This is a genomic window from Burkholderia sp. Ac-20379 (genome assembly GCF_017104645.1).
In the GTDB taxonomy this organism is placed as follows: Bacteria; Pseudomonadota; Gammaproteobacteria; order Burkholderiales; family Burkholderiaceae; genus Burkholderia.
Window position 1 is genome coordinate 1 of sequence record NZ_JAAGPF010000338.1, and the last position, 7,985, is coordinate 7,985.

Here is a 7,985-nt window from a genome sequence, read left to right on the forward strand (position 1 = left end):
CGTCCGGCGTCGCGCTGCCGCGCCCGGCCACCAGCACCGGTGGCGCATCCGGCGCGTGGGCACGCTCCACGCGCGGCGCGCCGGCGCAAAGCTCGATGAAGCGACGACTGAAAAGATCAATCATGGGACGAATCGAAACATGACGACTGACATCGCCACACGCGATGCCGATGGGAAGATCAGCGAATCGAGCGGATTATAGCGGCGGCCACGGCAAGTTTTCTCATTTTTATTAATATTTCCTGACAATTTTCGATTGACTATGCAAGCAGGAAATATCGTCGGTTTGGGCCGTGCCCGCGGCTGTCGGGTCGGTCATTTCCGGCCGTGATCCGGTGGGGTTCCGGCGGGCGGAAATTTCATCGGAACCGTTGCCGAGCCGGTATTTTCGTACGATTCCAGGCGAGCCGGCATCACGCTTCATTCATCTGCGCAAACATGCTCGCATGGATGAATTCTCCAGGTGATTGAATGGCATTCGGATGAATGTATATCGAATTGAATCGGCCATTCCCGCGTCCCACATTTTGATCGAATAACCGAATTCGGCAATGTCCGTGAAGCGCGTCTTTCAATCCTGGCTTTATTTGCAAAGATGTCAGACGTCATGTACTGAAATGTATCTGGAATTCACCGGCGTGTCGAAACGCGAAGCGGAAATAAAAAAGCGCCGGGGGAACCCGGCGCTTCATCCGCCCAGCGGCGGCGCATCCAATCGGAAGCGGCTCAACCGAAGCGCGGCGACAACCTCATCGCGCCGCCGCCGTGCGCGGCGCCCGCGCCGGCCGGCTGCATCACCGCGTCCGACACCTCGAACACCGACACCGCCGCCTTCAGGTGCTCCGTCTGCTGATGCAGCGACGCGGCCGCCGCCGCGGCCTGCTCGACGAGCGCCGCGTTCTGCTGGGTCATCTCGTCCATCTGCGTGACGGCCTGATTGACCTGCTCGATACCGGTGCTCTGCTCGCGCGACGAGGCGCTGATCTCCTCCATCGTCTGCGCCACGCGCGAGATCGTGGTGGACACGTTGCCCATCGCCGCGCCGGCGTTTTCCACCAGCTCCGCGCCGCCGCGAATCAGTTCGACCGATTCGTTGATCAGCGCCTTGATCTCCTTGGCCGATTGCGCGCTGCGCTGCGCAAGCCCGCGCACCTCGCCCGCCACCACCGCGAAGCCGCGGCCCTGCTCGCCCGCGCGCGCCGCTTCCACGGCCGCGTTCAGCGCCAGGATGTTGGTTTGGAACGCGATGCCGTCGATCACCGCGATGATCTCGGCGATGCGGTCCGAGCTTTGCGCGATGCTGTGCATCTTGTCGACCACCTGATTGACCACCTCGCTGCCCTGCGCCGTGGCGCTCAGCGCGCTGGCGGCCAGCGTGTTCGCCTCGCGGGCGTGATCGGCGTTGTGGCGCACGGTGGAGGTCAGTTCCTCCATGCTCGAGGCGGTTTCCTCCAGCGAGGCCGCCTGGCTTTCGGTGCGCGCCGACAGATCGGCGTTGCCGGTGGCGATCTCGTTCGCGCCGAGGTGGATCGCGTCGGCCGATTCGCGCACCAGCTTCACGGTGCCGGCCACGCTGGCCTGCATGTTCGCGAGGCCCGCGAACAGATGGCCGATTTCGTTGGTGCCGCGCGCGCCGATCGGCGTGTCGAGCTTGCCCTGCGCGATGCGGTCGAAATGGCGGCCGGCTTCCTCGAGCGGCGCGATCACGCCGCGGCGCAGGCCCAGGTGGATCGCCACGGTCAGCACGGCGAGCACCAGCAGGATGGCCGCGCCCACCATCTTGAACACCTCGACGCGCGTGTCGATCGCATCGAGCGAGGCGCGGCCCGAGGCGTCGGCAAACGCTTCGAAGTCGTGCACTTCCTTCAAGTAGGCATCCTGAAAGCCTTGCGTCGGCTGATCGAGGAAGGCCTGGATGTTGCCGGCGTCGAGGAACTGCGCGAGTTCGCCGAGCGCGCCGTGCAGCTTGGCATAGCGATCCGCGAGCGCGGCGGCGTTGGGGGACGTGCTGCCCTCGCGGCTCGCGGCCACGAAGTGCGCGAAGCTCTGGTCGGCGGCGGCGAGCTGCTCGCGCGCGTGCTGCACGATCTGGGCCGGCTCGCCGCCGCCCTTGACCATGCGCGTGCCGGCGCGCGAGAGATTGATGCGGGCGTCCATCAGCTGCTGAGTCGTCTCGTTGACGGCATTCGCTTGCCGCACGGCGATATTCGACATTTCACCGACGTTGTCGTGCGTGCGCGTGAGCGCCCAGTACCCGAGCGCGGCCGTGACGAGCTGGAATGCGCAGAATGCGATCAGCACGCATAGCAAGCCGGTTGAAACCTTGATTTTGCTGAACATGTTGGGGGGCGGATGAGCGTCGGATGATTGAGGGGTTACGTCCTCCGTTTACGGCAGATGGAGGGCTCGGCTTGAGCCGAATTCGCCCCGCCGCGCCACGCTTCGCGCCGAGGCGCGCACCGGCAGCCGGCCAGGATCGCGCCCCGATTCTGCGCCCCCACTCCGCGCGGCCGCTCAGCGCCGCGATTCGAGCGCGATCCGCACCGCGAGGCCGCCCAGCACGAGGCCCATCAGGACGCGCTGCACCCGCATCCAGACCGGACGGCCGGTCAGGAAAGCCGCCATCGTGCCGGCCATGCAGGCGATCAGCGCATTGACGGCGACGCTGACCGAGATCTGCACCGCGCCGAGCGCGAGCGACTGGGTCAGCACGCTGCCCTGCGCAGGATCCGCCGACACGAACTGCGGCAGCAGCGACAGATACATGACCGCGATCTTGGGATTGGCGAGATTGGTCGCGAAGCCCATCGCGAACAAGCGGCGTGGGCTGTCCGGCGGCAATGCGCGCACCTCGAACGGCGAGCGCCCGCCCGGACGCAACGCCTGCCAGGCGAGATGAAGCAGATAGAGCGCGCCGGCCACGCGCAGCGCATCGTAGGCATACGGGATGGCCAACAGCAGCGCGGTGAGGCCGAAGGCCGCGCAGAGCAGATAGACGAGGAACCCGAGCGCCACGCCGGCCAGCGACACCAGGCCGGCGCGCCGCCCCTGGCAGATCGAGCGCGACACCAGGTAGATCATGTTGGGGCCCGGCGTGAGCACCATGCCGAGCGAGACGAGTCCAAATGCAAACAGGGTGGGCAGCGGCGGCACGGCGATCTCCTTCCGGGAAACGATCAGAGCCCGTGCAATGTATTGCATCCCGAGGCTGGCCGGCGTGAATAAAATGCATGCCCCGCATCGACGCGATGCATCGCCGCCGCGCCTTACGTGTTTCGCTTCGCGCCCGCCCGCCGGCCGAGCGCCGTCTTGCCGCGCTGCGCCTCCACCAGCCTGACGAACTCGTCCGTCACGGCATTGCCGGCCACGTTCCAGGCGAGCCGCACCGCACGCTGCAGCCGCGGCGACAACTCCAGCACACGGCCGCCGAAGCGCGTATAGCCGAGCGTCACGCGCGGCACGATCGACACGCCCATGCCCGCCTCCGCCATCGCCAGGATCGTGCGCATTTCCACCACGTTGAACGCGGCCCGCAGCGGGGCGCCGTGGCGTGCGAAATACGCCGCGATGGCCGGCCCGCAACCGGCCTTGGAGAAGATGAAGGGCGAAGCGGACAGCCGCTTCGCCGAGATGCTGCGGCGGCCCTCGAACATGCCCTCGGCCGCCACCGCCACGAAATCCTCGTCGAGCAGCGGCAGGTTGTGGGGAAAGGTACGGCTGCCGGCCACCACGCCGGCGTCGGCCGTGCCGTCCTCGATCCAGCCTTCCACCTCGGCATCGGTGCCCTCCAGCAGCACGGCCGTCACGCCCGGATGCATGGCCTTCAGCGCCTCGAGCGCGGGCACCACGAAGGCCAGCGAGACGCTCGGCAAGGAGGCCACCACGAACCGGCCCTCGAGCTTGCCGCGCGACAGCGCAAACTGCTGGCGCAGGGTTTGCGCTTCGCGCACCACGCTCTGCACGTAAGGCCACAGCCGCTCGCCGGCCGCCGTCAGCACGACGGGCTGACGGTCGCGGATCAGCAGCTTGACCTGGGTGGTGTCCTCCAGTTCGGTCAGGGCGTGGCTGACCGCCGACTGGCTGCGGTTCAGACGGTCGGCGGCAGCCGTCAGCGAGCCGAGTTCGACCACGGCGGCGAGGGCCTGGAGCTGGGCAAGGGTCATGAGCGGTGGGCGGCCCGGCATGCGGGCCTTGCATGAGAAACGAGACGATCATGAATCATATCGAATCCCCGCGGTGCGGCGGCTCAATAAAACTGGCAGGAAAACCGCCATTCGCCTTCCGGCGAGCGATGAAAGTAGCCGATGCCGTGGTCCACCCACATCCAGCCGGCCTTGTCCTCCGAGCCCACCTGAAAGACGAATTCGTCCACGCCCGCGCCATGCTGCACCTCGGCCGGATAGCCGCCGACCTTGGTGCCGGGATACCGCTTGAAGCCGTCGAAGAAGGCGTCCGTGGCGGCCTCGTCCTCGTTGACCGCCGACAGGTCGAGCAGGTCCCAGGCATCCTCCCAGCCCGGCGCATCGTCGTGGATCGCCTGCCAGCGCAGCGGAAACGGACGGCCCGGCGTGGCGATCTCCGGCAAGGGCCGCAGGCCGTCGAGGCTCGCGTACTCGCGAATCAGCCAGCCCTCGCCGTGGGGCGCGTCGAACACGTGATCGTCCTGGTTGTAGTAAAGCACCAGCAGCGCCACGTCGCGCAGGCAATCGGGCACGAACGGCAGCTCGCTCACGCGGATCTGCAGCAGCGGAAACATCGGCTTGCCGGCCCACGCCGGCACGTCCTCGCCGTCGCGGATCACCCCTTTCATGAACCACGACGTCAGCGGATCGTCAGGCGGCGGGAATCCGCCGATTTCGGCAAGCGAGGCGGGGCGCAGGATGGCGCGCAGGGCGTCGAGGGTCTTGGCGGCGGCGGGGGTCATGGGGTGGCTCCGTGGCATCGATGGCGCGATGTCTGACCCGGGGCGGAGCCGGCGGTTCCGGGCGCGAGCTCAAACCGCCGCGCCCGGCATTCCCGAGGCGCGACGGCATTCAACCCTGTCCCGCCCCCCTCACCCCGGCAACGCGAACTGCGTCACCGCCGCCCGCAGCGCCTCCGCCTGATCCTTCAGCGAATGCGCCGCCGCGGCCGCCTGCTCGACCAGCGCCGCGTTCTGCTGCGTGACCTGATCCATCTCGCCCACCGCGCGGTTGACCTGCTCGATGCCGGTGCTCTGCTCGGTCGCGGCCTGGCTGATCTCGCCGAGGATCTCGTTGACGCGCTTCACCGATTGCACGATCTCCTGCATCGTCGAACCGGCGCGCGTGACGAGCGACGCACCCTGCTCGACGGTGGTGGTCGAGGTGTCGATCAGCGATTTGATCTCCTTGGCGGCCGTGGCCGAGCGCTGCGCCAGCGAGCGCACCTCGGCGGCCACCACCGCGAAGCCGCGGCCCTGCTCGCCCGCGCGCGCCGCTTCCACGGCGGCGTTCAGCGCCAGGATGTTGGTTTGGAACGCGATGCCGTCGATCACGCCGATGATGTCGGCGATCTTGCGCGAGCTGCCGGTGATCTCGTCCATGGTGCGCACCACGTCGTCCACCACGTCGCTGCCGCGCGTCGCCACCTCGGCCGCCTGGCCCGCCAGCGCGGCGGCCTGCGAGGCGCTCTCGGCGCTCTGCCGCACGTGCGAGGTGATCTCGTCCATGCTCGACGCCGTTTCCACCAGCGCCGCGGCCTGCTGCTCGGTGCGCTGCGACAGGTCGGTATTGCCGGCGGAAATCTCGGTCGCGCCCACGTTGATGTTCTCGGTGCCGAGCCGCACGCGCGACACCATGTCGATCAGCCCGGCCTGCATGCCGTGCAGCGCGTGCAGCAGGCTCGCGCGGTCGTCGCGTTGCAGCGCGACGTGCGCCGTCAGGTCGCCCTGCGCGATGCGGCGCGCCGCTTCGACGGCCGCTTCGAGATTGCCGCCGAGGCTGCGCCGCACGCTGCGCAGCACGAACACCATCAGCACCGTGGACACGATGCCGAGCGCGCCGGACGCCGCCAGCCAGATCAGCACGTCGCGGATCAGCGCCGCGCGGATGTCGTCCATGTACATGCCGGTGACGAGATACCAATCCCACGGCGCGAAGCGGCGCACCACGCTCGATTTCTCCACCGGCGCATCCGCGCCCGGCTTCGGCCACAGATAGCCGACGTAGCCCACTTCGCCCGGCCCGTTGCCGGCCTTGACGATATCGACGAACAGGTGCGCGCCGTTCGGATCCGTGAAGTTCGACAGATTCGTGCCGTTCAGCTTGGGTTTGATCGGATGCATGATCATCGCCGGCTGCGAATCGTTGATCGAGATGTAGCCGTCGCGGCCGTAACGCATCGCGCCGATCGCGTCGAGCGCGCGGCGCTTGGCTTCCGCCTCGCTGATCGCGTGCTGCTGCGACTGCTGGTAGTAATAGTCGGCCACGCCATAGGCCTCGCTGATCAGCGAGGCGAGCGCGTCGCGGCGGCCGTCGAGCATCGCCTGGCGCGCGTGCCACGCGCCGAATCCCGCGATCAGCAGCAGGCCGATCCAGAGGATCGCGATCATCGACGTCAGTTTCCGGTTCAGGGTGAAGGCATGCATGGGATGAAGGTCCGCCGTCGGGTCGTCTGATGGTCTCGTGGTCTTGTGTTCCTGACCGGCCGCGCGCGCGGGCCGGCACCTGTCTTGACGGCAGATCCGGCGAGGTGGCGCAGGCGGGAATTCCCTGAGAGGGGGCTGGAAAGCCGCGATGGGCGTGGGGCTGCGGCGGAATCGTCGGATCAATCGGGTGGCGCCGTGCGGGCCGGCTTCGGCTCGTTCATTACAGTCCAATGGCCGCGTCGACATCAATCGAGCGCACGGGCACCTGTCTCGACGGCAGATCGCAGTTCCGGGCTCGGGCTGCATCTCCCGAACGCCGCGAAACGGCCAGCGGCCGTCGCCGCCCGCCTCCTGCGGCCCGCTATACTGGCCCCCCGCATCGGGCGGACACCTCGGCCAAGTGAACTGGAGCGCAGCGCATATGGATCGTTTGACCGGCATCGGCGTATTCGTGGCAGCCGTCGAAACAGGCAGCCTCGCCGGCGCGGCCCGGCGCTTCGGGCTGTCGGCCGCGATGGCCGGCAAATATGTCGGCGCGATCGAAACCGAGCTCGGCGCGCGGCTGCTCCAGCGCACCACGCGGCGCCTGAGCCTGACCGATATCGGTCAGGTGTACTACGAACGCTGCAAGCGCATCCTCGCAGCCTGGGACGACGCGAGCCGCGAAGCGAGCGAGGCGCAGGGCGCCGTGCGCGGCACGCTGCGCGTGGCCGCCCCCGTCGCGTTCGGCGCGATGCATCTGGGCGCGGCGGTGGCGCGCTTTCTCGACGCGCATCCGCAGGTGGATGTCGAAGTCATGCTCGGCGACCGTTACGTGGACCTGCTCGAAGCCGGCGTGGACGTGGCGGTGCGGATCGGGCGCCTGCCCGATTCGGGCCTGATCGCGCGCCGGCTCGCGCCGTGCCGGATGGCGATCTGTGCCGCCCCCGCCTGGCTCGAACGGCACGGCGTGCCGCGCCACCCCGACGATTTGCGCCATGCGCCCCGGCTCGGCTTCAGCGAGGCCGTCTCGGCGGGCGACTGGACGCTGTCCGACCGCGACGGACGCCTGCACGTGATCGACGGCCCGTGCCGGCTGGCGGCCAACGACATGCAGATGCTGCTGGCCGCCGCGCTGGCCGGCGCGGGCGTCGCGTTCGGCCCCACCTTCGTGCTCGGCGAGCAGATCGCGCGCGGCGCCCTCGTCGAGCTGCTGCCCGATTACCGCGCGCCCGACCTGACGATCCAGGCCGTCTATCCGAGCGCCCGCCATCTGCCGCTCAAGGTACGGCAATTCGTCGATTGCCTCGCAGCCGAATTCGGCGACGATCCGCCCTGGGACCGTTTCGCCCACGCAGGCGGCGCGGCGGCCGCCGAGGCCAAGCCGAACGGCAAGCGC

Annotated in this window: 6 protein-coding genes; 1 reads left to right on the forward strand and 5 read right to left on the reverse strand. The window is 68.4% G+C overall.

What is annotated here, in order from left to right:
* Positions 1-726: 726 nt before the first annotated feature.
* The 5 genes from G3N92_RS28070 to G3N92_RS28090 form a co-directional block, all read right to left on the reverse strand.
* Complete coding sequence (locus G3N92_RS28070; RefSeq protein ID WP_206130844.1) at positions 727-2,340, reverse strand: methyl-accepting chemotaxis protein; 1,614 nt, start codon at positions 2,338-2,340, stop codon at positions 727-729.
* Positions 2,341-2,514: 174 nt separating this feature from the next.
* On the reverse strand, positions 2,515-3,153 hold the full coding sequence (locus G3N92_RS28075) for a LysE family translocator (protein WP_206130845.1): 639 nt from the start codon (positions 3,151-3,153) through the stop codon (positions 2,515-2,517).
* Between the two features lie 113 nt (positions 3,154-3,266).
* On the reverse strand, positions 3,267-4,163 hold the full coding sequence (locus G3N92_RS28080) for a LysR family transcriptional regulator (protein WP_206130846.1): 897 nt from the start codon (positions 4,161-4,163) through the stop codon (positions 3,267-3,269).
* 83 nt (positions 4,164-4,246) lie between these two features.
* Complete coding sequence (locus G3N92_RS28085) at positions 4,247-4,924, reverse strand: DUF1963 domain-containing protein (protein WP_206130847.1); 678 nt, start codon at positions 4,922-4,924, stop codon at positions 4,247-4,249.
* Between the two features lie 129 nt (positions 4,925-5,053).
* Entirely contained in the window at positions 5,054-6,607 is a 1,554-nt protein-coding gene (locus tag G3N92_RS28090) for a methyl-accepting chemotaxis protein (RefSeq protein ID WP_206130848.1), read from the reverse strand.
* 421 nt (positions 6,608-7,028) lie between these two features.
* On the opposite strand from G3N92_RS28090, the gene G3N92_RS28095 reads away from it, so the two are divergent.
* Positions 7,029-7,985 (forward strand): LysR family transcriptional regulator (locus G3N92_RS28095; RefSeq protein ID WP_206130849.1); only part of this gene is annotated, 957 nt, incomplete at its 3' end.

Bases quoted from the DNA above. Each gene is read 5' to 3' on its own strand.
- G3N92_RS28070 (WP_206130844.1), bottom strand. From the start codon at position 2,340: ATGTTCAGCAAAATCAAGGTTTCAACCGGCTTGCTATGCGTGCTGATC.
- G3N92_RS28080 (WP_206130846.1), bottom strand. From the start codon at position 4,163: ATGACCCTTGCCCAGCTCCAGGCCCTCGCCGCCGTGGTCGAACTCGGC.
- G3N92_RS28085 (WP_206130847.1), bottom strand. From the start codon at position 4,924: ATGACCCCCGCCGCCGCCAAGACCCTCGACGCCCTGCGCGCCATCCTG.
- G3N92_RS28090 (WP_206130848.1), bottom strand. From the start codon at position 6,607: ATGCATGCCTTCACCCTGAACCGGAAACTGACGTCGATGATCGCGATC.